Annotated in this window: 19 protein-coding genes; 13 read left to right on the top strand and 6 right to left on the bottom strand. The window is 72.1% G+C overall.

Annotation, left to right across the window (positions count from 1 at the left end):
* Positions 1-22: 22 nt before the first annotated feature.
* Together FED44_RS18360 and FED44_RS18355 are read right to left on the bottom strand one after the other, a co-directional pair.
* Positions 23-862: a glutamate ABC transporter substrate-binding protein gene (locus tag FED44_RS18360; protein WP_117409366.1), complete on the bottom strand. Its 840-nt coding sequence runs from the start codon at positions 860-862 to the stop codon at positions 23-25.
* Positions 863-900: 38 nt separating this feature from the next.
* Complete coding sequence (locus FED44_RS18355) at positions 901-1,656, bottom strand: amino acid ABC transporter ATP-binding protein (protein ID WP_117409351.1); 756 nt, start codon at positions 1,654-1,656, stop codon at positions 901-903.
* 175 nt (positions 1,657-1,831) lie between these two features.
* Here FED44_RS18355 and FED44_RS18350 point away from each other — a divergent pair, with 175 nt between their 5' ends.
* Positions 1,832-2,476 carry a hypothetical protein gene (locus FED44_RS18350; protein ID WP_138461407.1) on the top strand — a complete coding sequence of 215 codons (645 nt, stop codon included), beginning with the start codon at positions 1,832-1,834 and terminating at the stop codon, positions 2,474-2,476.
* 34 nt (positions 2,477-2,510) lie between these two features.
* On the opposite strand, the gene FED44_RS18345 is transcribed toward FED44_RS18350, so the two are convergent.
* The 3 genes from FED44_RS18345 to FED44_RS18335 all read right to left on the bottom strand — a co-directional run bounded on the left by FED44_RS18345 (position 2,511) and on the right by FED44_RS18335 (position 6,922).
* The gene (locus tag FED44_RS18345) at positions 2,511-3,149 is read right to left on the bottom strand and encodes a response regulator transcription factor (protein WP_117409349.1); all 639 of its coding nucleotides are present in this window, start codon (positions 3,147-3,149) and stop codon (positions 2,511-2,513) included.
* Entirely contained in the window at positions 3,121-5,334 is a 2,214-nt protein-coding gene (locus tag FED44_RS18340; protein WP_138461406.1) for a sensor histidine kinase, read from the bottom strand. Before FED44_RS18340 ends, FED44_RS18345 begins: the two co-directional genes overlap by 29 nt.
* Before the next feature lie 172 nt (positions 5,335-5,506).
* On the bottom strand, positions 5,507-6,922 hold the full coding sequence (locus FED44_RS18335; RefSeq protein WP_138461405.1) for a sensor histidine kinase: 1,416 nt from the start codon (positions 6,920-6,922) through the stop codon (positions 5,507-5,509).
* 211 nt (positions 6,923-7,133) lie between these two features.
* Between FED44_RS18335 and miaB the strand changes: the two genes are divergently transcribed.
* Both miaB and FED44_RS18325 read left to right on the top strand, forming a co-directional pair.
* Entirely contained in the window at positions 7,134-8,669 is a 1,536-nt protein-coding gene (miaB, locus tag FED44_RS18330) for a tRNA (N6-isopentenyl adenosine(37)-C2)-methylthiotransferase MiaB (RefSeq protein WP_117409346.1), read from the top strand.
* A gap of 1,234 nt (positions 8,670-9,903) precedes the next feature.
* Complete coding sequence (locus tag FED44_RS18325) at positions 9,904-10,842, top strand: ribonuclease Z (RefSeq protein ID WP_138461404.1); 939 nt, start codon at positions 9,904-9,906, stop codon at positions 10,840-10,842.
* Between the two features lie 4 nt (positions 10,843-10,846).
* Here the strand turns inward: FED44_RS18325 and FED44_RS18320 are convergent, their stop codons facing one another.
* Complete coding sequence (locus tag FED44_RS18320) at positions 10,847-11,554, bottom strand: class III extradiol dioxygenase subunit B-like domain-containing protein (protein ID WP_138461403.1); 708 nt, start codon at positions 11,552-11,554, stop codon at positions 10,847-10,849.
* A gap of 59 nt (positions 11,555-11,613) precedes the next feature.
* On the opposite strand from FED44_RS18320, the gene FED44_RS18315 reads away from it, so the two are divergent.
* From FED44_RS18315 to FED44_RS18270, 10 genes are all read left to right on the top strand, one after another.
* Positions 11,614-12,147 carry a methylated-DNA--[protein]-cysteine S-methyltransferase gene (locus FED44_RS18315; protein WP_117409343.1) on the top strand — a complete coding sequence of 178 codons (534 nt, stop codon included), beginning with the start codon at positions 11,614-11,616 and terminating at the stop codon, positions 12,145-12,147.
* Between the two features lie 28 nt (positions 12,148-12,175).
* Entirely contained in the window at positions 12,176-13,087 is a 912-nt protein-coding gene (miaA, locus tag FED44_RS18310) for a tRNA (adenosine(37)-N6)-dimethylallyltransferase MiaA (protein ID WP_117409342.1), read from the top strand.
* A 9-nt stretch (positions 13,088-13,096) separates the two neighbouring features.
* A complete protein-coding gene (gene dapF, locus FED44_RS18305) occupies positions 13,097-13,909 on the top strand; it encodes a diaminopimelate epimerase (RefSeq protein ID WP_138461402.1) in 813 nt (270 codons plus the stop codon).
* 72 nt (positions 13,910-13,981) lie between these two features.
* A complete protein-coding gene (locus tag FED44_RS18300) occupies positions 13,982-14,749 on the top strand; it encodes an SCO6745 family protein (protein WP_138461401.1) in 768 nt (255 codons plus the stop codon).
* 87 nt (positions 14,750-14,836) lie between these two features.
* Positions 14,837-17,152, top strand: a complete 2,316-nt coding sequence (locus FED44_RS18295; RefSeq protein ID WP_244302043.1) for a tetratricopeptide repeat protein — start codon at positions 14,837-14,839, stop codon at positions 17,150-17,152.
* A gap of 410 nt (positions 17,153-17,562) precedes the next feature.
* Positions 17,563-18,624, top strand: coding sequence for a quaternary amine ABC transporter ATP-binding protein (locus FED44_RS18290; RefSeq protein ID WP_111699315.1), 1,062 nt, complete (start codon positions 17,563-17,565; stop codon positions 18,622-18,624).
* 2 nt (positions 18,625-18,626) lie between these two features.
* Entirely contained in the window at positions 18,627-20,573 is a 1,947-nt protein-coding gene (locus FED44_RS18285; RefSeq protein ID WP_138461400.1) for an ABC transporter permease, read from the top strand.
* On the top strand, positions 20,570-21,550 hold the full coding sequence (locus tag FED44_RS18280) for an ABC transporter substrate-binding protein (RefSeq protein ID WP_111699314.1): 981 nt from the start codon (positions 20,570-20,572) through the stop codon (positions 21,548-21,550). The genes FED44_RS18285 and FED44_RS18280 overlap by 4 nt, the downstream gene beginning before the upstream one ends.
* Before the next feature lie 176 nt (positions 21,551-21,726).
* The gene (locus tag FED44_RS18275; protein WP_208759042.1) at positions 21,727-22,686 is read left to right on the top strand and encodes an ABC transporter substrate-binding protein; all 960 of its coding nucleotides are present in this window, start codon (positions 21,727-21,729) and stop codon (positions 22,684-22,686) included.
* A gap of 275 nt (positions 22,687-22,961) precedes the next feature.
* On the top strand, positions 22,962-23,681 hold the full coding sequence (locus FED44_RS18270; protein ID WP_111699312.1) for an HNH endonuclease family protein: 720 nt from the start codon (positions 22,962-22,964) through the stop codon (positions 23,679-23,681).
* Positions 23,682-23,699: the final 18 nt, after the last annotated feature.

The following is a 23,699-nucleotide window of genomic DNA, read 5'->3' as shown; positions in this document are numbered from 1 at the left end:
TTCCAGTGCCCCTGTCGGTGTCCTAGTACCGGTCGACGGACGGCGGCGTCGTGAAGTACTTGCCGAACTCGCCGAGGTTCGTGTCGATGGCCTTGCGCCAGCTTCCGTCCTTGAAGAACTTCTCGATGGCGTTGTTGATCGCGTCGCGGCCGGCCTTGTCGTCCAGCTTGAGGCCGATGCCGTACCTCTCCTCGCTGAACGGCTGGCCGATCAGCTTGAACTTGCCGGGGAACTGGGCGGCGAACCCGGCGAGGATCGTGGCGTCGGTGGAGATGGCGTCGACCTGCTTGTTCTCCAGCAGCGGCAGGCAGGCGCCGTAGCCCTGCTGCTGGGTGAGGTTCTTGGACTCCCAGTCGGGGCCGAACTTCTCCGCGAGCCGCTTGGGCGACGACGATCCCTGCGCGCCGCAGACCTTCTTGTCCTTGAGTGACTCGACCCCGGTGATCGAGGTGTCGTCGGCGCGGACGAGGATGTCCTGCCCGGTGACGAGGTACGGCCCAGCGAAGGAGATCTTCTTCTTCCGCTCGTCGGTGATCGAGTAGGTCGCGATGACCATGTCGACCTGGCCCTGCTGGATGAACGGCTCGCGGTTGGCCGACTGGGCCTCCTTGAACGTGATGCCGCTCTCCGGCACGCCGAGCTCCTTGGCGACGTACTTCGCCACGTCGACGTCGAACCCGGCGTAGCCGCCGTCGGGCTTCTTCAGTCCCCAGCCCGGCTGGTCGATCTTGACGCCGATCACGAGCTTCTTGTCGTCCTTCGCCTTGTCGACGATCGAGCTCGCCCCCGAACCGCCGCAGGCCGTCAGGCCGGTGGCCAGGGCGGCGAGCGCGAGCAAGCCGGCTGCGAATCGCATCCGCATCACCTTTCGCTTCTTGTGGAGCATGTCGTGAGCTGGGATCAGTGCGTGAGGATCTTGGAGAGGAAGTCGCGGGCGCGCTCGGTGCTCGGCTTGGTGAAGAACTCCGAGGGCGACCCCTCCTCGACGATCTGGCCGTCGGCCATGAACACGATGCGGTTGGCCGCCCGGCGGGCGAAGCCCATCTCGTGGGTGACGACCATCATCGTCATGCCGTCCTTGGCCAGGCCGACCATCACGTCGAGCACCTCCTGGACCATCTCCGGGTCGAGGGCCGAGGTGGGCTCGTCGAAAAGAATCATCTTGGGGTCCATGGCCAGCGCGCGGGCGATGGCCGTCCGCTGCTGCTGGCCGCCGGACAGCTGGGCGGGATACTTCGCCGCCTGCGAGGCGATGCCGACCCGTTCGAGCAGTTCCATGCCCCGCTGCTCGGCCTGCTGCCGGGGGATCTTCCGCACCCTGGTCGGGCCGAGCGTGACGTTCTCCAGGATCGTCTTGTGGGCGAAGAGGTTGAAGGACTGGAACACCATCCCGACCTCGGAGCGCAGCCGGGCCAGCGCCCTGCCCTCCGCGGGCAATTCCCGCCCGTCGAACACGATGCTTCCGGAGTCGATGGTCTCCAGCCGGTTGAGCACCCGGCACAGCGTGGACTTGCCGCTGCCGGACGGGCCGATGACGACGACCACCTCGCCCCGGGCCACGCTCAGGCCGATGTCCTTGAGCACGTGCAGGGGACCGAAGTGCTTGTTGACTCCCTCCAGCCTGACAAGCGGATCGGAACCACTGATCTCCGTCATGGTCAACAACGTAGGGGCGTCAACGTCGCGCCGTCACTAACGGGCCGGTACCGAATAGATCACATCCCGGCTGCTCAGGACATCACTCCCGGTTTGTCCGGACGGTCCGCCCCATGCGGCCCGGGACGCGGTCCCGGTTGGCTCCTGCCGATCCCCTTGTCGCATAGGAGCGCAGATGCTGAAAAATCCGGATCTGTTCAGGAAGACCGTCGCGGCCGCGGCCATGCTGGCGTGGCCCGTCCTGCTCGGGCTGGCCTTCGTGACCTCGCCGCCGGGCACCGAGCACGATCCCGCCGTGTTCCGCGCGAGCCCCGTACAGGTGCAGACCAGCGCGCTGCTGTTCCAGTGGGCGACCGTCTGCCTGGTCCCGGTGGTCCTCGGGCTCGCCCATCTGCTGCGCCACCGCGCGCCGCGCACCGGCAACATCGGCGCGGCGGTCGGCCTGACCGGCGCGGTCACCGCCGCCTGCCTGTTCATGACCGACTTCTACGACCTGGCGCTGGCGCTCAGCCTCCCGGACGCCCCGGCCGCCCGGGTGACCGAGGTGGCGGGCGCGCTCGGCGGCTTCGTGTACGGCGTCCTCCTGCCGGGTTTCCTCACCCACGTGGGCCTGCTGGTGCTCCTGACGGGCCTGGCGGCGGTGCGGCGCGCGCCCTGGTGGGTCCCGGTGGCGGCGCTCGTGGGGATCTGCGGGCCGTTCCTCACGCTCGGGCAGCCGCCGGCCGTCCAGGCCATCGGGTCCCTGTTCCACCTCGCCGCCTTCGGCACGGTCGCCCTGAAGGTCCTGCGCATGCCCGTCGAGGACTGGCGGGCCGCCTGAGCGCCCGCCTCCGAGGGGCGCTCCGGAGAGCCCGTCAGAGGCCCGACTCCCTGGCCCGCATGATCGCCTCGGCCCGGTCGGCCACGCGCAGCTTCGCGAAGACGCTGGACACGTGGTTGCGCACGGTCTTCTGGCTCAGCCCGAGCCGGGCCGCGATCTGGACGTTCGTCAGGTGGCCGGCGACCAGGCCCAGGATCTCCCGCTCACGCGGGGTGAGCTCGGGGAAGCTGGGCTCGGGCGTCCTGCCGAGGCCGGAGAAGTAGCCCATGAGCCGTCCGGCGAGGGCGGGGCCGAAGATCGCCTCGCCCTCGGCCACGGCCCGGATCGCCCGTACGAGCTCGGCCCGCCGCGCGCCCTTGAGCACGTACCCGCGCGCGCCCGCGCGCACCGCCGCGAAGACCGCGTCGTCGTCGTCCGCCATGCTGAGCACGAGGACCCGCACGTGCGGGTGGTCCCTGGTGATCCGCTCGGTCGCGGCCACCCCGCCCATGCCGGGCATGGCGAGGTCCATCAGCACGACGTCGGGCTGCACGCGGGGAAGGAGGGCGAGGGCCTGCTCGCCGCTGGCCGCCTCGTCGGCGACCTCCGTCTCCTCCACCGGCCGCAGGAGCGCGCGGAGCCCCGCCCGGAAGGCCGCGTGGTCGTCAACCAGCAGCACGCGGATCGGCTCCATCGCCCGCCTCCCATCCTGACTCCCGGACCGTGTCCGGCATCGTGTCCCGCGCCGTGTCCGGCACTGTGCCCCCCGCCGTGCCCGGCGCGATGTCCCGGGTCGTGTTCCCGGCTCTGTTCCCGGCTCTGTTCCCGGCCGTGTCCCGCGCCGTGCCGGGGGCGGTGTCACGGGTGACGTTCTGGACCGGGAGGCGGGCCAGCACCCGTGTCCCGCCCCCAGGCCGCGGGCCGATGTCGCAGGTGCCGCCCAACTCGGCCGCCCGCTCGCGCATCGACGCCGTGCCGACCCCGGGCCGGGTGGACGCCGGGTCACCGGCGTCCACCGCGTACGGCTCACCGCCCTCGTCGGCCACCTCCACTTCGAGCACGCCCGGGTGGCCCCCGCCCGCCATGCCGAGCCGTACGCGCACCCGCCCGGCCCCGGCGTGGCGGCGCGCGTTCGCCAGCGCCTCGGCCGCGATCCGGTACGCCGCCACCTCCACGGCGGCGGGCAGCGCCGGGAGGGTCCCGTCGATCTCGACGCCGACCTCGGCGCCGGGCAGCCGGGCCGCGTGCGACCTGATCGCCCCGGCCAGGCCCAGCGTGTCGAGGGCCGGCGGCCGCAGTCCCTCCACCAGCGTCCGTACGTCGGCCATCGCCGTGCGGGCGTCCGTCATGATCTCTTCGAGCATCGCCAGGGCGTCCGGATCGTCCACCATGTCCTGCACGGCCTCCGCCCGCATGGTCAGCGCGGCCAGGGTCGGCCCGAGGCCGTCGTGCAGGTCGCGCCGCAGCCGCCGCCGTTCCTCCTCACGCGCCGCCACGAGCCGTTCGCGTGAGCGCTGCAGGTCGGCCGACAGCCGCACGGCGTGCACGGCGATCCCGGTCTGCCGGGCGAGGTCGGCGAGGACCCGGCGGTCCCTCGCGCCGAGTCCGCTCTCGCCCGGGCGCGGAGAGAGGACCAGGTCGCCCACCGGCTCGCCCCGGTGCGCGAGCGGCAGCCGTACGGTTCCGGGGGAGGGCACTCCGTAGGCGTGGGTCGGCCCGCCGGCGACCTCGACCGCGACGTGCGGCAGGCGCAGCGCCTCCGCCACCGACCGCGCCGCCGCGGCGAGCACCGCACCCGGCTCCGCCGCCTCCTCCAGGCGCCTGCCCAGCAGGGCCAGAGCCGCGTACGGATCGTCCCGCCTGCCGTACATCACGAGGTTGACGGCGCGTTGCAGCCGCTCGCGCAGCGGCGCGAAGACGACGGCGACCACCCCGGCGGCGGCCACCGACACCGGCAGCCCGCCGGCCGCGCGGAACACCGCGCCGAGATAGGTGACCACGAGCACGTAGCCGCCGAAGACACACGCCGACAGGAGCACGTAGACAAGCGTGCGGTTGATCACGAGGTCGATGTCGAACAGGCCGTGCCGCAGCACCGCGACCGCGGCGGCGGCCGGCAGCAGGCAGGCCGCGAACGTCCCCGTGACCTCCCAGAACGCGCTGGTGACGGGCCAGATGGAGCGCGGGTCGCCGTCGGTGAGCCCCGCGGCCAGCCGGCCCGCGACGATCAGCCCGGCGAGCCCGGCGGCGTACGCGAGCCACTTGAGCTGGGCCCTTTCGCCGGCGTCGCCGCGCCTGGCCCGCCGTACGAGATCGCCCGCGCCCGCGAGGAACAGCGCGCCCATGAGCGCGGTCGTCAGCGGCTCGACGAACGGGGCGACGGCGGCGAGCGCGGGCACCGCGAGGGGGTTGGGCAGCGGCGTGCCCCAGCCGATCTGGTGGCTCGGGCCGGGCAGGAGGGCGCTGACCGCGGTCATCACGGCGGCGACCGCGGCGAGCGCCCACAGGGCCGCCCGCCACCCGGGCGACGACGGCCGTCCCGACGGGAAGAACGCCGGCACGGCGGCGACCGACAAGTTGGCCGGGACCCAAAGCCACGTCTGCGGCCAGGCCATCGGGCCCGCGAGCGGCAGCCCGGCCAGCGCGTAGTGCCCGGTCGCGTCCAGCAGCGCGAAGCACAGCCCGCAGGCCGCCATCAGCCACCCGACGGCGTTGCCCGGACGGGCTGCGGTGATCAGGCCGCCGACCACCGCGCAGACGGCGACGGAGAGGAGGTGGTTCTGGGGGAACAGCCCGGCGCCGTTCCGGTGGCCCAGCACCAGGGCCGCGGCGACCAGGAGCAGGCTCAGCGCGCAGACCGCCCACGCCGTACGCCGCACCGCCCGCCTCCTTCGCGCGCCTCCGGCGCGCGCCCCGCCTCCTTCGCGCGCCTCCGGCGCGACCACTGGATCGGGCTCAGGCTAGCGACCGATATGCCCAGATGAATAGGACAATGTCCCAGGACGTCCTACGACGCCGGAAGCCGTTCGCCGGACGGCGTCGCCGTCCGGCTCACCGCGGGACCGGGAGACCGAGAAAATCGCTGTGGCCGGCGTGATGCTCGCTGCGGCCTGCGATCTGTGGCGCTTTCCGGACGGGGAGGCGCAGGACGAACCGGGCTCCCCGTTCGCTGTCCTGGATGGTCAAGGTGCCCTGATGCGCCTCCGCGATCTCCCGTGCGATCGCCAGTCCCAGCCCGGTCCCCCCTGCGTCCCGGTGGCGTGAGGCCTCCAGCCGGGTGAAGCGGTCGAAGACCCTTTCCCGGTCCTCCGGTGCGATTCCGGCGCCGTCGTCGAGGACCTCCAGCGTCGCCGTCGGCCCGTCGGCCCGCACGCTGACGGTGATCTGCGAGGCGGCGTGCCGTGCGGCGTTGTCGAGCAGGTTCACCAGGAGCCGGGTGATCCGCAGCCGGTCGCAGTCGACGATGACGTTCCGCTGAAGGTCCCTCACGATCTCCACTCGGTAGGTGCGGCGGTCGAGTTCGCTGTTGACCAGCCGGCCGAGGTCGGTCGGACGGAGGTCGAGGGGGGCGCGCGCGTCCAGCTTGGCCAGGGTCAGCAGGTCGGTCACGATCGCCTGAAGCCGGTCCACTCCGGCGAGCACCGCCGTGGCCGTCCTCGGCCAGTCGATGTCGTGCGGATGCATGAGGGCCTCTTCGAGCTGGGCCCGCATGGCCGTGAGGGGGCTGCGCAGGTCGTGGGAGGCGTCCGAGGTGAACTGCCGCAGTTGCTTGTAGGCGCCTTCGAGCCGGTCCAGGGTGTCGTTCACCGTTCCGGCCAGGAGCTTGATCTCCTCCTGGTGGTTGTGCGCCACAGGGACCCGGCGGTGGAGATGGGTGGCGGTGATCTCCGCGAGTTCCGTGCGGATGACGTCCACCGCACTCATGTCCCTCCTGGTGACGTAGAACGTCCCGGCGGCCGTCATCGCGGTCGCCAGCAGGGACATGCCGATCGCGAAGGAGAGCGCCTCGGTGCTCCCGTACCAGGGGACCGTGGGCACCGCCACATAGAGGATCCAGGGCCCGTCCGGCTGATAGACCTTGTACGAGAAGACGGTCATGCAGCCCTTCAGCCCGGCCGGAGGGCACAGCACCCGTTCGGCGTGCACGCTCGCGCTGGTCGCGTGGAAGGTGGCCATCGGGGGCCTGCCCGCGAGTTGCGGCGTCGCCGAGACGACCTGGTGCCGGGTGTCCAGGACCTGGATCGCGATGTCCCTGCCCGCCGGCAGCTCGGCGGGGAGGTACCCCTGTCTGATGAGGGGCACCGCTCGGTCCCACGCCCCGGTGACGCGATCCCGGGCCGCGTCGGCGTCCTTGCCGCCCACGAAGACGAGGAAGAGCACGCTGACCCCGGTGCAGAGCAGTGCCGCGGCGGCGGAGTAACCGACCGTCCTGCGGAGGAGAACGGATGATCGGTTCCAGTTCGACATCGGGTCAAGGCCAATCCGTGGGAAGCGTGGTCTATGCCTACAAAAGGGCACCACACAGCCATGAATCACTCAATAAAAGGACATTTGCACTTTTCACAAGCCTGGGTAATGGCGGATGCGAGCCCTGGTCATGTCAGGCGGGTCCGCACCCGCCCGAGCGCGCGATGTTCGGGTTCGGCGGGGGCGGGGAAGCGCCTACCCTTGTAGTGCGATGAGTGCGACCACACAGACTGTGACCACACCGGACGCCGAGGGCGCGACCCGGACCTACGAGGTGCGGACCTACGGCTGCCAGATGAACGTGCACGACTCCGAGCGGCTCTCGGGGCTGCTGGAGGACGCGGGATACGTCCGGGCCGCCGAGGGGCAGACGCCGGACGTCGTGGTGTTCAACACCTGCGCCGTACGCGAGAACGCCGACAACCGGCTCTACGGCAACCTGGGGCACCTGCGGCCGATCAAGATGGCCCGCGAGGGCATGCAGATCGCGGTCGGCGGGTGCCTGGCGCAGAAGGACCAGGGCGAGATCGTCCGCCGCGCCCCCTGGGTGGACGTCGTCTTCGGCACCCACAACATCGGCTCGCTGCCGGTGCTGCTGGAGCGGGCCCGGATCGCCGAAGAGGCCCAGGTCGAGATCAGGGAGTCGCTGGAGACGTTCCCCTCCACGCTGCCGAGCCGCCGTGAGTCGGCGTACGCGGCCTGGGTGGCGATCTCGGTCGGGTGCAACAACACCTGCACGTTCTGCATCGTGCCGTCGCTGCGCGGCAAGGAGAGGGACCGCCGTCCCGGCGACGTCCTCAACGAGGTGCGCACCCTCGTGGACCAGGGCGTCCTGGAGATCACGCTGCTGGGACAGAACGTCAACACCTACGGCGTGGAGTTCGGCGACCGGCTGGCGTTCGGCAAGCTGCTGCGGGCCTGCGGGGACGTCGAGGGCCTGGAGCGGGTCCGCTTCACCTCGCCGCATCCGGCCGCCTTCACCGACGACGTGATCGCCGCGATGGCCGAGACGCCGAACGTGATGCACCAGCTGCACATGCCGCTGCAGTCCGGCTCCGACCGGGTTCTCAAGGCCATGCGCCGGTCGTACCGGTCCGAGCGCTACCTCGGGATCATCGAGCGGGTGCGCGCCGCGATGCCGGACGCCGCGATCTCGACCGACATCATCGTGGGCTTCCCCGGCGAGACCGAGGAGGACTTCCAGCAGACCCTCGACGTCGTGCGGCAGTCGCGCTTCGCCAACGCCTTCACGTTCCAGTACTCCATCCGCCCCGGCACCCCCGCCGCGACGATGGAGGACCAGGTGCCCAAGGCCGTCGTGCAGGAGAGGTACGAACGCCTGGTGGCGCTCCAGGAGGAGATCTCCTGGGCGGAGAACAGGACACAGGTCGGGCGCACCCTCGAAGTGCTGGTCGCCGAGGGCGAGGGCCGCAAGGACGACGCCACGCACCGCCTGTCCGGCCGTGCGGCCGACAACCGTCTCGTCCACCTCGCCGCCACCGACGCCGCCACCGGTGCCGCCGTCGACGCGCGCCCCGGCGACATGGTCACCGTCGAGGTGACCTACGCCGCGCCGCACCACCTGGTCGCCGACAAGGTGCTGTCGGTACGGCGGACCCGCGCGGGCGACGCCTGGGAGGCCCGGCAGGCGGCGCCGCCGCAGGGCGGCGCGGTCAGTCTGGGCATGCCGACCATCGGCCGCCCGGCCCCGCTGCCCGCGCAGCCGTCCGCCTGCTCGGCCGTCTGAACCACGACCGACCCGGTTGATCTGATCCGCGAGGGCGGCCCGCGTAGGCGGGCCGCACGCGGTCATCGGGCGAGGCGGCGCAGGACCTCGTAGCAATAGGCGCGTCGCAGATCGTGGAACCGCAGGCAGGGGTCCTGGATCCGGGTGCGCGCCACGCCGGCCGCCTCGGCTCGGGACGCGGCAGAGGTCCCCGTGCCCGTGTCCCGGCCCGCCGTGCCCGCCGCGTTCCCGGCGGGTGTGGCGGCTCCGGTCGCCGGGTTCCGGGGCGTCGCGTCGCCCGCGCCAGAGCCAGTCGCGGTGTCCGCGCCAGAGCTACGAGCGGCGGTATCCCGGCCGGTCGAGCCCTGGGCGTCCGGCTTGTGCGTGACCGGCTTCGCGCTTCCGGGCGAAGCGGTCCGCGCGGATCGCCGCCGCTCCGGGTCTCTCGTCCCGGTACGGCCTGCCGTGCCGCTGGAGCCGCTCCCGCCGGGACGTGCGGCGGACAGAGGCGGGCCGGAGGGGCCGTCCGCCCGGACGACCCGCCCGAACGATCCCGGCGAGCCGGTCTCGTGGCCAGGGGGCAGTAGGGGCAGCAGGGGCGGTAGCCCCCGCTCAGCCGCCGCCGGCTGTCGCTCCGCCGTGCCGTCTCCGGTCGCCCCGCCTCCCTCTTCTTCGGCGGACTCGCCGGAAACTCCCGGCGCGCTTTCCGGAGCCGTTTCCGGCCGCTGCGATGCGGCATCCGATGAAAGGTCCGCGGAGACGGATGACGGCGTATTCCAGGACTGCGAGAAGAAGGGGCCGGCGGCGGGGAGGCCCGGTGCCGCGGAGCCGAGAGGTCCTTCTCGTCCGAAGCGCTGGCCTGCGGCGGCCGAACGGGCGGCGGAGGACGCCACCGGGTCCTGACCGGGCAGGACGGCCAGGACGACGCCGAGTCCGGCGATCGCGGTCACACCGATCGCGCCCGTCAGAGCGAGAACGGTGTTACCGCCACGCCGATGCCGTGGGGTGGGGGAGTTTTCCGGCAAGGTCGTTTTCTTCCATGTGGCGGTGTGTCGGTTTCGACTCCCCAGTCTGCCCACGCGGTACGGAATTCAGCGCCGATTCCCCCGATTTCCGGGAACTCCAGATGTGCCATTTCCAGCGCAATTCGGCAAATATCCAAGATATGCGGTGGGCTCGGGCGGTGCACTTCGCCCTCCGGAACGATCTCCGGAGGTGTCCTCCGGGGGCCAGCTCCCGGCCTAGCATCGGCGGTGTGTCCGTACGTGAACTCGTCGTCCTCGGCACCTCCAGCGCCGTGCCCACGCGCCACCGCAACCACAACGGCTACCTGCTGCGCTGGGACGGCGAGGGGTTCCTGTTCGACCCGGGAGAGGGCACGCAGCGGCAGATGCTGCACGCCGGGGTGAGCGCCCACGACGTCACCTGGATCTGCGTCACCCACTTCCACGGAGACCACTGCCTGGGCGTTCCCGGCGTCGTCCAGCGGATCGCCAGGGACAAGGTGGCCCACGAGGTGCGGGCGGCCTACCCCGCGAGCGGCGAGACGTACTGGCGCAGGCTGCGCAACGCGTCGGCCTTCGCGGACACGGACGTGATCACTCCCCGGCCGGTCTCCGGCGAGCTGACGCGGTGGCCGTCGGGGCCGGTGACGCTGACCGCGCGCCCGCTGTCGCACCCCGTCCAGTCGTACGGCTACCGCGTGGACGAGCCGGCCGGGCGGCGCATGCTCCCCGGCGAGCTGGCCAGGCGTGGCGTGCGCGGGCCGATGATCGGTGAGCTTCAGCGGCGCGGCTCGCTGACCCTCCCCGACGGGTCGGTGGTCACGATGGAGGACTGCAGCGCGCCCCGGCCGGGCCAGAGCGCCGCCTTCGTGATGGACACCCGCCTCTGCGACGGCGCGTTCGCCCTGGCCGAGGGCGTCGACCTGCTGGTGATCGAGTCGACGTTCCTGTCCGGTGAGAGCGCGCTGGCCGCGCAGTACGGACACCTGACGGCGGAGCAGGCCGGGCGGATCGCGGCGGCGGGCGGGGTGCGCCGCCTGGTGCTCACCCACTTCTCCGAGCGGTACACGACGGCCGACGAGCCCAGGTTCGTGGACGAGGTGCGCAAGACCTACTCGGGCGAGGTGGTCACGGCCCGCGACCTCATGCGGGTGCCGGTGCCCAGGCGGAGCGCCGAGGCGGGCGGCTGACCACTCACCAGAGCCAGCGGGCCACGAAGTAGCCCACGCCGTACGGCGCGTCCTCGCGCAGCAGTTCGGCGGCGGGCGGCGGCGCGCCGTGCGCCGCACCGGCCAGGACCTGGAAGGCGGCCCGGCCGGCCACCCACAACTCCGCGGCCCGGGCCGGGTCCAGCGCCAGGAGCGCGCCGGAGTCGCCGGACCCGAGCGCCGCGGCGAGCAGGTCGTCGTACGGCACGGCGTCCGGATGCACGTAGCCGGGCGACTTCTCCACGCGCCGGGCCGAGCCGTCGCCCATGACCAGCAGCGCGACCCGTTCCGCCGAGCCGGCCAGGCGGCGGCCCAGCGCGGCGCACTCGGCCGTCGGCGCGTCGGCGGCGACCGCCTCGAACCGCAGAGGCAACCGCCCCTCGGGAGCGCCGGCGGAGTGTTCCAGCAGCCAGCGGCCGATCGTGAGCGACAGCGGCAGCACCGGTTCCCCGCCCGCCGGGCCGACCCTGACGTCGGGCCCCCAGGGGCGCAGCGACCCGGCGGCGTCGCCGGGAAAGGACGCCGGGGAGCCGTCGCCGCCGATCACCACGAGCACGTCCGGACCGGCTTCGACGAGGGACCGGACCGCCTCGGCGCAGGCGGCGCGCAACCGGTCGAGTTCGGCCGCGGCGGCCCCGGCGACCTGCGGGACGAGCAGCGGAGGATGCGGGCAGACGGCCGCGGCGACCAGCACCCGATCACCCTACCCGGCTCGCCTGCCCCACAGATTGGACGTATGGGCAGAATGGACGTATGGACAGCAGCACGGTCGCGTTCGCCACCGTCCCGACCCGGCTGGGCGACGTGCTCGCCGCCGTCACCGCGGACGGGGTCGCCGCCACGCACTTCCGGGACGGCGGCAGGGTGAGGGCGCGCATCTCCGCCCGCCTCGGCATGCCGGCCGCCGACGACCCGGCCCGTACGGCCGCGGTCCGCGAGGAGCTGGCGGCGTACTTCCGGGGCGAGCTGAAGGAGTTCCGGGCCCCGGTCGACTGGCGGCTCATGTCGCCCCTCCAGCGGCAGGTCCTCGGCACGCTGCACGCCACCGTCCCGTACGGCGAGGTGGTGACGTACGGCGAACTGGCGGCGCGCAGCGGCACGGGGGTGCCGGCCCGGGCCATCGGCTCGATCATGGGCGGCAACGCGATCCCGATCATCGTGCCGTGTCACCGGGTCGTGGCGAGCAACGGCCTCGGCGGGTTCAGCGGCGGCGACGGCGTGGAGTCCAAGCGGTGGCTGCTGACCCTCGAAGGCCATCTGCCGCCCACCCTCGACTGGGACCTGTGACCTCCCCGTTCCTGGGACACTGGAGGGTGTGGGGCAGCTACCTGTGATCGCCGTCGTGGGCGCCACCGCGGCGGGCAAGTCCGACCTGGCCGTCGAGCTCGCGCTCCGCCTGGGCGGCGAAGTGATCAACACCGACTCCATGCAGCTCTACGAGGGCATGGACATCGGCACCGCGAAGCTGTCGCTCCAGGAACGGCGTGGGGTGCCGCACCATCTGCTGGACATCTGGCCGGTGACCCGGACGGCCAGCGTGGCCGAATACCAGCGGCTCGCCCGGCCGCTGGTCGAGGACCTGCGCTCGCGCGGCAGGGTGCCCGTCCTGGCCGGCGGGTCGGGGCTCTACGTGCGGGCCGTCCTCGACGACCTGGAGTTCCCCGGCACGGACCCGGACGCGCGGGACCGGCTGGAGAAGGAACTCGCCGAGACCGGCCCGGCGCCCCTCTACGACCGGCTGAAGAGCCTCGATCCGGTGGCCGCCGAGAACATCCTGCCGAGCAACGGCCGCAGGATCGTCCGCGCGCTGGAGGTCATCGAGCTGTCCGGGCGGCCGTTCTCCGCGACCATGCCGTCGTACGACGCGGTCTACGACAGCGTGCAGATAGGCGTCGAGGTGCCGCGGCCGGTCCTGGACGAGCGGATCGAGCTCCGGGTCGCCCGCATGTGGGAGGCCGGGCTGGTGGACGAGGTGCGCGAGCTCGCCGGGCGCGGCCTGGCGGAGGGCAGGACGGCCGGGCGGGCGCTCGGATACGCGCAGGTGCTGCGGTACCTCGCCGGGGAGTGGACCGAGGAGCAGGCGCGGGCGGAGACGGTGCGCGCCACCCGCAGGTTCGCCCGGCGGCAGGAGTCGTGGTTCCGGCGGGACCCGCGGGTGGTCTGGCTGCCGTTCGACGCGCCCGGCCTGGCCGACCGCGCGATCGGCGCGATCACCGGAGCCTCGTAGACTCACCGCATGCGGTTTGTGAAGGGACACGGCACCGAGAACGACTTCGTCATCCTGCCGGACCCGGACGCCCGGCTCGACCTGACCGCCCCGCAGGTCGCGGCGCTGTGCCACCGGCGTACGGGCATCGGGGCGGACGGCGTGCTGCGTGTCGTCCGCGCCAAGCTGTGCCCGGAGGCGGCCGAGCAGTCCGATGAGGCCGAGTGGTTCATGGACTACCGCAACGCCGACGGCAGCATCGCCGAGATGTGCGGCAACGGCCTCCGGGTCTTCGCCCGCTACCTGGTGGACGCGGGCCTCGCGGCGCCCGGCGAGTTCGCCGTCGCGACCCGCGGAGGGGTCAAGCGCGTACGGCTCGGCGTGTCGGGCGACGTCTCCACCGACATGGGCAGGCCCCGGGTGCTGGGGGAGAGCCGCGCGGTCGTCGGCGGGCGCGAGTATCGCGGCGTCAACGTGAACATGGGCAACCCCCACCTCGCGTGCCTGGTCGAGGAGCCGGTGTCGGGGCTCGACCTCGGCCGGGAGCCCGAGTTCGACCGGGAGGTCTACCCGGAGGGCGTCAACGTCGAGCTCTTCAACGCCGTGGGCGGCCGTACGGTGTCCATGCGCGTGCACGAGCGGGGGTCGGGGGAGACGCGCTCGTGCGGCACCGGCGCCGTCGCGACGGCCGTCGCGGCCGCCCGCGCGGCCGGCGAGACGACCGGGACCTGGGAGGTCCGGGTGCTCGGCGGCACGGTGACCGTCACGCTCACCGAGGACACGAGCCACCTGGCCGGCCCCGCCGTCCTCGTCGCCTCGGGCGAGTGGCCGGCCGCCCTCTGATCGTTCCGGACGCTTGCGGAAGGTTGTTCTGATCCTTCACTCTGAGTCTCAGATCCGAACCTGGGAGGGTGGATGGATCCGCGTGACGCGGTGGTGCGGACGAAGGCGGCGATCGGGCGTCTCGGCGGGGGCTTCATGCTCTCGCGAGAGGTCAAGGCGCTGTGCGAGCGGCACGGCCTCGGCGGCCGTGAGATGTACTTCCGGGGCAGGTGCGGGGTCCTCGGCGAGGTGGACGCGGACGTCGTGGTCGCCGCGGTCGTCTTCTTCCACGCCGGACACGTCCGCGAGTCGTGGGAGGGCGGGCGCAAGCTCCCGGCCGAGGAGGCCGCCGCGCTCTACGCCTCCGCCTGCCACGACTGGGGGCGGCGCAGGCTCGCCGGGCTGCGGGACGCCGACCGGCTGTCGGAGCTCCTCGCCGTCGTCGCGGACCGCTCCGACCCCTTCTGCGCCCCGCTGTTCGCCGGGTGGCGGGCCATGCCCCGCCCGGACGGCGGGCCGGCGCTGACGGCCCACCTGCTCCACGTCGTACGGGAACTGCGCGGCGCCCTGCACGCGGTGGCCGTGGTGACCTGCGGTGTGGGCCCGCTGGACGCCACGCTCGTCGGCGGGGACGGTGTCGGGGCGCCCGTCTCGTACGACAGCACGGCCGGCTTCGCCCGGTTCCTCGGGTGGCCCGGGCCGTACCCGGAGCCCTCGCCGGAGGCGGCCGAGCGCAGGGCCAGGGCGGAGGAGCTCACCGACGACCTGCTCGCCCGCGCCTTCTCCGTGCTCGGCCCCGCGGAGCTGGCCGAGCTCACCGGGCTGCTCGGGGAGGCCTCCCAGGTGGCTCTCACCCGCTGAGGCGGAAGCCGAGCCCGGCGGCGTGCTGCTCGGGTCGCCGCGTTGTTCGGGTCGGCGTGCTGTTCGGGTCGGCGCGCTGTTTGGGTCATGGTCGGCGACCTGGCAGACTGGCTGCCCATGGACGTGGACATCTGGGCCTGGGTCGGCGGCACCCAGCGTGAACTGCACGAGGCGGGCAACACGGGGCTCGCCATGGCGCTGGGCGACGTGCCCGCGCAGGCGCTCGAGGGCCGATTCGCCCAGTTGGACGTCGTGGCGCCGGCCATCACGCAGCACGCCGAGTCCCTTGAGAAGCCGTGGCTGGAGCTCTTCGCCCGCTACTGGCACCTGCTGGGGCGGGTGGGCGACCGCGCCATGGGCGGGGTCGCGCTCGACGACGCCGCCTCGCTGGCGGAGTTCGCGGAGCGGGGCGACGTCAGCGACTGCCCCGCCGCCCCCGGCGGAGTGGAGGTCCTGGCCATCACCCAGGCCAACACCGACGGTCCCGGCTACGCCGCCACCCGGCTGAGCTCGCTCGGCGCCGCCCTCGACGGCGTGGGCCCCGACTCGCTCGCCTTCTCCGGCCTGGTCACGCAGTACGTCGCGGCGCTCGTCGACGCCGGTCAGGCGGCCGAGGGCGTCACGTACGCGGAGGCGGCCGTCGAGCGGCTGCGCGGGGCCGGGCGCGAGGCGAGCTGGGAGCTGGGCGCCGCCTCCGTGCGCGCGCTGCTCGCCGCCGGACGTCCCGACGACGCCCTGACCGCGCTGGACGCCTCGACCGGCTTCAAGCCCGACGACCCGGTCGCGAAGGGCCGCCGTGAGGCCCTGCTCCGGTCGCTGGTGCTGGCCACGCTCGGCCGTACGCAGGAGGCTGTGGAGGCCCTGCCCGACCTCGACGTGGTGGGGGACCACCCGCGGGAGTGGGTCGAGTGGGCGCACACCGTCCGCATGCTGGTCACGGGCGGCGGCTCGATCGCCAACAGCTGGCAGCTCGGCCGCATCCTGCGCCAGTGGATGACGTACTTCGAGACGATGGGCGGCCACCGCGCCCGCTTCGAGCTCGCTCTCACCGCCGGGCACCTGGCCGTCGCGCGGCAGGGCCTGTGGCAGGCCCGCCTGCTCGCGGACGAGGCGGAGGCGGCCCTCGCCGGCCTCCGCGCGACCGAGGGCCTGGCGGATCGGGTGGCCGAGCTGCGCGCGGCGGCCGGCGCCGCCGCGGAGGCCCCGGCCCCCGGCCCCCGCGACGAGCTGGTGGCCTACTTCGACGCCGCCGACGGCAGCACGGCCGACCCCGAGCGGTGGGTGGGCTGGCTGTGGCCGCTGTCGGGCACCGACCTGGAGGCCACCCGTCGGCACACCACCACCCTCGGGTTCCTCGGCTACCCAGGGGTGGGCGCCGACATCTACTGGAAGGCGGTCGCCGAGGACGGCGACCCGGCCGCCGCGGGCGAGGAGGACCTCGCCTACCTCACCGGCCTGCTGATCGAGGCCCATCAGGACGAGCGGGTGGAGAGCCTCGCGGCCCGGCTCCCGGAGACCGCCTCCCACCTCGCGCTCGCCCGGCTCCACCGCGCGCGGGAGCGGTGGGAGGAGACGGCGGCCGAGGCGGAGCTGGCCGTCGCCAACGGCGGCGGGCTGGAGGCGCGCCGCCTGTGGTCGGGCGCCGTCCAGCAGCTCGGCGACAACGCCAAGGCGGCCGAGATCCTCAAGCCGCTGCTGGAGACGGGCGAGGCCGAGGAGGAGGACGTCTGGCGGGTCATCGTCATGTCCACCGCCGTGGAGGACTGGGCGACCGTACGGGCCGCCGCGACCGGACTCGGCATGCCGATCGAGCCGGGCGAGGGCCCGATCGAGGAGGAGTGGCACCTCGTCCGGGTGATCCTCCCGGCCCCCGACGGCAGCCAGCGGGAGGTCCTCGCCGTACGGACCGGCCCGGCCACCGCCCGCCTCGCGATCCCGCAGCCGCGGGGCATGGAGTACAACGCGGGCGACGTGGTCGTGATCGACCCCCGGCCGCTGGAGCCGATCCCGGAGGGCGAGGAGGAGCGGGAGAGCTTCGTGATCCCCTTCGCCGGGGTGACGATGCTGCGTCCCGGCGGCTACACGAGCTGGTTCTTCGACGGCGCCGCGCCGACGGAGGACGAGTGGACCGAGTTCAACGAGGTCCTGGCCGAGCGCGGCTGGCCGATGTGGGTCTACAGCGACGAGAACTACCGCGTCACCCACCCGGCCAGCGGCGAGCAGCTTCCCGGCGTGTTCGGCTGGATCGCGATCCCGCCCGCCGTACGGCCGGCGGATCTGGACGCCGTCCTGGACGACGTCACCGAGCAGTGGTCCCACCCGCTGGCCTGGCTCGACCTCGCCCGCGAGGTCGGCATCGAGGCCGAGCGGCACGAGCGGATCTCCAAGGAGTACGGCCTCTGACATCCCGCTCACCGGCACGGCCGCGCCCTCGTGGGCGCGGCCGTGCCGTGCGTCCGGGCACTTCCACCCGCGCCGCCTGGTTCTCCTCCGTGCCGCCGCGTTCTCACCGCGCGCTGCTATGTCTTCACCGCCCGGAACGTCCGGTGATTGTAAAGATCACCGGACGGTCACGATATGGCGAGCAGAAGGCATTTTTCCCCATAAGTGGGGCGATTGGGGCCTAGCCTCAGTCCTGTTGTCAAACAGGATCCGTGTTGCGAGTTGCGCAACGCCTGTGCGTGTGCCCTGAGGAGTCGTTGGCCCCCCGCTCTTCATCCACGGCGTGCGAGCGGCAGCCTCCGCGCCGTGCTGTGGCGTTTCCGGGCGTCCACGCCGCCTCGCGGGCGACCGCGAAGTGAGGGGAAGTCACAGTGGGCACAGCCGCGATCGAGGTTCGCGGGCTCTGGAAGATCTTCGGTCCCAAGGCCGGCAGGATCATCGGCAGCCCCGACGCCGATCTCGAACCCGCGCAGCTGCGGGCGAAGACGGGCTGCACCGCCGCCGTCAGGGACGTCAGCTTCCAGGTGCGGCCGGGTGAGGTCTTCGTCGTCATGGGCCTGTCGGGCAGCGGCAAGTCGACGCTCGTACGCTGTCTCACCCGGCTGATCGAGCCGACGGCGGGCGAGCTGCGGATCGACGGCCAGGACGTGTGCGCCATGTCGGCCAGGCAACTGCGGGATCTGCGCCGCCACCGGGTGAGCATGGTCTTCCAGCACTTCGGGCTCCTGCCGCACCGCAGGGTCGTGGACAACGTCGCGTACGGCCTGGAGATCCAGGGCATGGGGAAGGCCGAGCGGCACGAGAAGGCCGGCCGGATCCTGTCGCTGGTCGGGCTGGAGGGGCACGAGGACTCCTATCCCGAGCAGCTCTCCGGCGGCATGCAGCAGCGCGTCGGCCTGGCCCGCGCGCTGGCCGTCGATCCGGAGGTGCTGCTGTTCGACGAGCCGTTCAGCGCGCTCGACCCGCTGATCCGGCGCGACATGCAGGCCGAGGTCGTCCGGCTGCACCGCGAGGTCGGCAAGACCATGGTCTTCATCACCCACGACCTGTCCGAGGCCCTGAAGCTGGGCGAGCGCATCGCCATCATGCGGGCCGGCGCGATCGTGCAGGTCGGCACTCCCGAGGAACTGGTGGGGGCGCCCGCGGACGACTACGTGGCCGACTTCGTGCGGGACGTCCCCCGGGCCCAGGTGCTGTCGCTGCGCTGGATCTGCCGCGACCCCGAGCCGGGCGAGCCGCTCGACGGTCCCGAGCTTCCCGCCGGCACCGTCATCCACGACGCGGTTCCGGCCGCGATGGGGTCGGACCGGCCGATCCGCGTCGTCGACGGCGGCGAGCTGGTCGGCGTGGTGAGCCGGGTCGACATCCTCGGCGCGGTGCGGCCCAGGACCGAGGCCCCGCAGGTCTCCGCGGGCGTGAGCGGGGAGGCGTAGTGGTGAGCGCACCTGTGCGGACGGCGGCGCCCCCCGCGCCGCCCGTGCCCGGTCCGGCGCGGGTCCGGCGCCTCGTGCGATGGGCCGCGCCCGCCGCGGGAGTGGTCGCGGTGGTGGCGCTCTACGCGGCCTTCCGCGGCACGGCCGTGCTGCCGCACGACGACGACGCCGCCCTGTTCCACTGGCTCAACGACGCCCGTGACTGGGTGGACGCCAACCGCAACAGCAGCCCGATCTTCCTGTATCTCGTCAACTACATCCGGCTGGGCGTGGCGGAGCTGTACACGCTGGTCCAGGGCGGGCTGGTCGCGCTGGGCTGGCCCGGGCTCATCGGTCTCGCCGCCGGTCTCGGCTGGCTGGCCGGCGGGTGGCGGATCGCGCTCGTCGCGGCGGCGGGCTTCGCCGGCGTCGGCGTGCTCGGCTTCTGGGAGGCGAGCGTCGACACGCTCGCGCTGACGCTGTCGGCGGTGGCGCTGTCGCTGCTGATCGGCATCCCCCTGGGGATCTGGGCCGGCCGCTCGGGTCGCGTCCGCCGGATCGTCACCCCGGTGCTCGACGTGATGCAGATCATGCCGACCTTCTCCTACCTGTCCCCGATCCTGCTGCTGTTCCTGATCGGGCCGGCGTCCGCGACGATCGCCACGATGATCTACGCGATGCCGCCGGCGATCAGGATCACCGCGCTGGCCGTCCAGCGGGTGCCCGGTGTCACGGTGGAGGCGTCGGAGTCGCTCGGCGCCACCGGCAGGCAGACGCTCATGAAGGTGCGCCTGCCGCTGGCGCTGAACACGATCATGCTGGGCGTCAACCAGACGATCGCCGCCGCGCTGTCGATGGTGCCGCTCGTCGCGCTGATCGCGGCGCCCGGGCTCGGCGTCGACCTGATCCGGGCGCTCGCGCGGGTCAACGTGGGCGCCGCGCTGGTGCCTGGTGTCGCGATCGTGCTGATCGCCATCGTGCTCGACCGGGTGACCAGGGCGGCGGCGCGGCGGCGCGAGGGCGGGCGCCGGGCGAGGGCGGTCCGCTGGGGTGGCCTCGCCGTCCTGACCGCCGCCGGGATCGCCCTGACCCCGGTGCTCGCGCCGGAGTTCCCCGAGCAGTGGCAGGTGCAGGTCGTCCGGCCCATCAACGACGTGGTCGGCTGGATCGAGGCGCACTGGTACGTCTTCACCGGCTTCCTCAACGACACGGTGGCGTACGGACTGCTCAACCCGCTGCAGGACGTGCTGACCAGCGCTCCCTGGTGGCTGGTGACGGTGGCGGTGCTGGCGTTCGCCTGGCGGGTGAGCGGTCCCGCGGCCGGTCTGGTCGCCGCGGCCTGCCTGGTGGGCGTCGCCGCGCTGCACCTGTGGGAGCACGGCATGGAGACGCTGACGATCGTGCTGGTCGCCTCGCTGATCACGATCGCGGTGGGGCTCGCGCTCGGCGTGGCGGCGGCGAGGTCCCGGTGGTTCGCCGCCGGGCTGCGGCCCGTCCTGGACGCCGCGCAGACGATGCCGTCGTTCTCCTACCTGCTGCCGGCCGTGGCGCTGTTCGGCAACGGCCGCTTCACCGCGATCGTGGCCTCGCTCATCTACGCGGTGCCGGTGGTCGCCCGCCTCGTCGAGGACGGCCTGCGGGCGGTGCCCGCCACCGTGATCGAGGCGGCCAGGTCGGCGGGCTCCACCGACCGGCAGCTGCTGTGGAAGGTCCAGCTGCCGATGGCGCGCAGCTCGCTGCTGCTCGCGGCGAACCAGGGAATCGTCATGACGCTGGCGATGGTGGTGATCGGTGCGCTCGTCGGCGCGGGCGCCCTCGGATACGACGTCGTGGCCGGAATCGCCCAGCAGGAGGACTACGGCAAAGGCTTCGCCGCCGGCGTCGCCCTGGTCCTCCTCGGCGTGATGCTCGACCGGATCACGCAAGGCGCCAACGGGCGCCGCTCTCCCCACAAGAAGAGGAACGCATGAAGAAGCTACGCCTGATCGCAGGGGTCATCGCTCTCGGCCTCGCCGCGACCGCCTGCGGAGGCGCCAAGGTAGAGGACGACTCGAAAGCCGCCCCGAGCGCGAGCGCGGCGGGCTCGGCGGCCGCGTCCGCGGCGGGCACCGTCAAGATCGCCGTGAACCCCTGGGTGGGCTACGAGGCCGACGCCGCCGTGGTGTCGTACCTGCTGGAGCACGAGCTCGGCTACAAGGTCGAGAAGGTGACGCTCGCCGAGGAGCCGTCCTGGCAGGGCATGGAGTCGGGTGACGTCGACGTCGTCCTCGAGAACTGGGGTCACGACGACCTCAAGAAGAAGTACATCGAGGAGAAGAAGATCGCCGTCGAGGCGGGCAGCACCGGCAACAAGGGCGTCATCGGCTGGTACGTGCCCGAGTGGATGGCGCAGAAGTACCCCGACATCACCGACTACAAGAACCTGAACAAGTACGCCGACCTGTTCAAGACCTCGGAGTCGGGCGGCAAGGGCCAGCTTCTCGACGGCGACCCCTCCTACGTCACCAACGACGAGGCGCTGGTCAAGAACCTCAAGCTCGACTACAAGGTCGTGTACGCCGGCAGCGAGGCCGCGCTGATCAAGGCCGCCAAGCAGGCGACCGACCAGAAGAAGCCCCTGCTCATGTACTTCTACGAGCCGCAGTGGCTGTTCAACCAGGTCAAGCTGGTCAAGATCAACCTCCCGGCCTGGGAGGAGGGCTGCGACAGCGACCCCAAGAAGGTCGCCTGCGACTACCCGCCGTACGACCTGGACAAGATCGTGAGCAAGAAGTTCGCCGACACCGGCGGCAAGGCGTACGACCTCGTCAAGAACTTCCAGTGGACGAACGACGACCAGAACGCGGTCGCCGACGACATGACCAACAACGGCATGTCCGCCGAGGACGCCGCCAAGAAGTGGGTCGAGGCCAACACGGCCAAGTGGCAGGCCTGGATGCCCAAGTGACCTGAGCACCTGAGGGTCGCCTCCCGCGCCCCGTCCGTACGGGGCGCGGGGAGCCCTTCCCGGCCGCGATCCGCGGAGATCGCGGCCCATCCGGCCCGTTGTGGAATACTCTCCCGGTGTCGCCGCGGCCTCACCGCTCGCGGTCGCCGCCCGTACGACATCAGATGAGGTCAGATATGAGGATCCGTCTCCTTACCGGTGTGCTGTCGCTCGCGCTGGTCATGACCGCCTGCAGCGGCGGGAGCCCGAGTGGGAGTTCGGACGCCGCCGGAGCGGGAGCGGCGGGCGGCACGAAGACGGTGAAGTTGGCGATCAACCCCTGGATCGGCTACGAGGCCAGCGCGGCGGTGGTCGCCTACCTGCTGGAGCACGAGCTCGGTTACAAGGTGGAGAAGATCGAGAGCGGCGAGGCGGACTCCTGGAAGGGCTTCGAGAAGGGCACGGTCGACGTGGTCCTGGAGAACTGGGCCCACCCGGAGCTGAAGAAGGAGTTCATCGAGCAGAAGAAGGTCGCCGTCACCGCGGGGGAGAACGGCAACAAGGGCGTCCTCGGGTGGTATGTCCCCGAGTGGATGGTCAAGAAGTACCCGGACATCACCGACTGGCACAACCTGGTCAAGTACAAGGACCTGTTCAAGACCGACAAGAGCGGCGGCCTGGGGCAGTACCTGGCCGGTGACAAGTCCTTCGTGACCAACGACGAGGCGCTGATCAGGAACCTGCACCTGCCGTACAAGGTGGTCTACTCCGGCAGCGAGGACGCCCTGATCGCGGCGGCCCGCAAGGCCACCGAGAACGAGACCCCGCTGCTCATGTACTTCTACGAGCCCCAGTGGCTGTTCAACCAGCTCAAGCTCGTCAAGATCAGCCTTCCTCCGTACGCGATCGGGTGCGACGCCGACCCCAAGACGGTCAAGTGCGACTACCCGCCGTACCTGCTGGACAAGATCGTCAGCGTGAAGTTCGCCAGGAACGGCGGCAAGGCGTACGAACTGATCAAGAACTTCGTCTGGACCAACGACGACCAGAACTCCGTCGCGTTCGACATGGCCGAGAACAAGATGAGCGCCGAGAACGCCGCCCGGAAGTGGGTCGAGGCCAACAAGATCGTCTGGCAGGACTGGATCCCCGTCTGATTCCCGGAACCTGAGCGAAGGGCGTGGCACTGTGCCACGCCCTTCGTCGTTCCGTCTCCGGCGTGCCGGACTCGCCGCGGCGACCCCTACCCGCCCTTCCAGGCGGCCGTGAGCGGCCCACCGTGGCCGCCCCTTGTAGATCTCCGGGCGCGCCTCCTTTGCCAACTTTTTACGCTTTGCTATATCTGAGGGGGATATTCCAGATATTTCTCTACCTAGGGGTAGCTTTGAGCGGGCGAGGTACCCGATTGGTCGCCGCTGCCGCAGCGGCTGTGATGTTGCTGACGGGATGCGGGCGGATAGGCGATCTCGCCGCGGAGCCCGCCGGTCAGAGCGGTGGCGGGAGCAGTGGCTCTGGCGAGGATCACGGCGTCAACCCGCTCGACAACCCCGACGGCACCGGGCCCGGGCTGAAGGCCCTCACCGAGGACAAGGACCGGGCGAAGGCCCGTGACCTCATCGGCAAGGTGGCGACGAAGGGCCGCGGCGCGAAGACCGGCTACGACCGGGACAAGTTCGGCTACGCCTGGGCCGACAACGTGGACGGCATCCCCTGGGGGCGCAACGGCTGCGACACCCGCAACGACATGCTCAAGCGGGACGGCGACGGCGTCGAGTACCGCGGCGGGTCGAACTGCGTCATCGTCACCATGAAGCTGTACGACCCGTACACCGGCAAGAAGATCGACTGGAGCAAGTCGGACGCCGCGAAGGTCCAGATCGACCACGTCATGCCCTTGTCGTACGACTGGCAGATGGGCGCGTCGCGGTGGAGCGAGAGCAAGCGCAAGCAGATCGCCAACGACCCGCTCAACCTCATGCCCGTGGACGGCTCCACCAACAGCTCCAAGGGCGACTCCGGCCCGGCCACCTGGCTGCCGCCCCGCCGCGACATCCGCTGCTCCTACGCCGTGCGGTTCGCCCAGGTCGCCCTCAAGTACGACCTGCCGGTGACCTCCGCCGACAAGGACGCGATGCTCGAACAGTGCAAGTGACCCGCCCGGCTCACCGGT

Source organism: Microbispora triticiradicis (assembly GCF_005864065.1).
Classification (GTDB): Bacteria; Actinomycetota; Actinomycetes; order Streptosporangiales; family Streptosporangiaceae; genus Microbispora; species Microbispora triticiradicis.
This window is presented reverse-complemented; position numbering and strand designations above follow the sequence as displayed.

Bases quoted from the DNA above. Each gene is read 5' to 3' on its own strand.
- FED44_RS18360 (WP_117409366.1), bottom strand. From the start codon at position 862: ATGCGGATGCGATTCGCAGCCGGCTTGCTCGCGCTCGCCGCCCTGGCC.
- FED44_RS18355 (WP_117409351.1), bottom strand. From the start codon at position 1,656: ATGACGGAGATCAGTGGTTCCGATCCGCTTGTCAGGCTGGAGGGAGTC.
- FED44_RS18350 (WP_138461407.1), top strand. From the start codon at position 1,832: ATGCTGAAAAATCCGGATCTGTTCAGGAAGACCGTCGCGGCCGCGGCC.
- FED44_RS18345 (WP_117409349.1), bottom strand. From the start codon at position 3,149: ATGGAGCCGATCCGCGTGCTGCTGGTTGACGACCACGCGGCCTTCCGG.
- FED44_RS18335 (WP_138461405.1), bottom strand. From the start codon at position 6,922: ATGTCGAACTGGAACCGATCATCCGTTCTCCTCCGCAGGACGGTCGGT.
- miaB (WP_117409346.1), top strand. From the start codon at position 7,134: ATGAGTGCGACCACACAGACTGTGACCACACCGGACGCCGAGGGCGCG.
- FED44_RS18315 (WP_117409343.1), top strand. From the start codon at position 11,614: ATGGACAGCAGCACGGTCGCGTTCGCCACCGTCCCGACCCGGCTGGGC.
- dapF (WP_138461402.1), top strand. From the start codon at position 13,097: ATGCGGTTTGTGAAGGGACACGGCACCGAGAACGACTTCGTCATCCTG.
- FED44_RS18300 (WP_138461401.1), top strand. From the start codon at position 13,982: ATGGATCCGCGTGACGCGGTGGTGCGGACGAAGGCGGCGATCGGGCGT.
- FED44_RS18295 (WP_244302043.1), top strand. From the start codon at position 14,837: ATGGTCGGCGACCTGGCAGACTGGCTGCCCATGGACGTGGACATCTGG.
- FED44_RS18280 (WP_111699314.1), top strand. From the start codon at position 20,570: ATGAAGAAGCTACGCCTGATCGCAGGGGTCATCGCTCTCGGCCTCGCC.
- FED44_RS18275 (WP_208759042.1), top strand. From the start codon at position 21,727: ATGAGGATCCGTCTCCTTACCGGTGTGCTGTCGCTCGCGCTGGTCATG.
- FED44_RS18270 (WP_111699312.1), top strand. From the start codon at position 22,962: ATGTTGCTGACGGGATGCGGGCGGATAGGCGATCTCGCCGCGGAGCCC.